This is a genomic window from Brevibacillus sp. NRRL NRS-603, assembly GCF_003013445.1.
GTDB lineage: Bacteria > Bacillota > Bacilli > Brevibacillales > Brevibacillaceae > Brevibacillus > Brevibacillus formosus.
On sequence record NZ_PXZN01000177.1, the window covers coordinates 1 to 991 of the forward strand.

Annotated in this window: 2 protein-coding genes; one reads left to right on the top strand and one right to left on the bottom strand. The window is 47.5% G+C overall.

Translation table 11 applies throughout. The annotated features are described in order from the left end of the window. Window positions 1–717, top strand: a 717-nt coding sequence (locus tag C7R94_RS29740) for a substrate-binding domain-containing protein (protein ID WP_106786053.1), incomplete at its 5' end; no start/stop codon positions are given. Window positions 718–804: 87 nt separating this feature from the next. On the opposite strand, the gene C7R94_RS30145 is transcribed toward C7R94_RS29740, so the two are convergent. Further along, window positions 805–991: hypothetical protein (locus C7R94_RS30145; protein WP_233220713.1), on the bottom strand; the 187-nt coding region annotated here is incomplete at its 5' end.

Sequence of the window (991 nt, forward strand, 5' to 3'; positions counted from 1 at the left end):
GAGGGGCGCTTTCTTTTTGAAAAATCACGCCGTATTTACGACTGGGAACGGGAAATCGAATCACATATAACAGAAATCAACCAAGGGAAGAAAGGACGGCTAAGGATTGCTTCTACCTATCTCCCCTCCCATTATCTCGTGCCACAGTGGCTGGCTCAGTACAAGCGCGATTATGAAGGAGTTGATGTGGAAATTCGCACCCGTAATTCCATGCAATCCATTGAACTGCTTTTGAGCTGTGAGGTCGATGTGGCCGTTATTATCAAGGAATCGTGGGATGAGCTGCCTATCAATCGGCATCATCTGATGGATGTACCCTATTGGTTTATTTTGCCTGCCCATCATCCCCTTGCAGGAAAAGATATCCGTATGGAGCAGCTCGTGGAGGAACCATTTTTGTTGCGGGAGCAAGGCAGTTCTACCCGCGATTGGCTTTTTACCCTTTGTCGGGAGCATGGTGTGAAACGTCCGCAGATCGGTATACAGTTTCACGGTCTGGTCGAATCTATCCACTCCGTTCGTGCGGGATATGGGACGATGTTGGCTCCTGCTCTGGCCGTCAGGGAAATGGTAGAGCGTGGGGAGATCGGTCGAGTATCCGTGCCAGGGGTAGAGATCAAGCGTCCCTTGTATGTCTGCACGCGTGACAATGAGACAGAGCAGCGGCCTGTTGTTGCTCAGTTTTTGGAGTTGGTAAAGCGTGAGAGATCTTCGTGAGTGTAGGAGAGAATATATGAAAAAGGGCGTTCGTATAGCCATTATTTCGGCTATTGAGACGCGCCCTTTTCTACAACAATCCCATTCTTACTTTTTCGGTTGTAAAGGTACTTCCCAGCTAATACCAGGCTGAATTTTTCGCTGATAGAGGTATTGAATCATCAGTTCCTTGATTTCCTTGTCTGGAGGAACTGCTAATGATTCCCCATCATGTATTTTAAATTCGGCAGTATCCATAGAAAGTTTGCCATCCATTACGACATTCCCTTTGTCG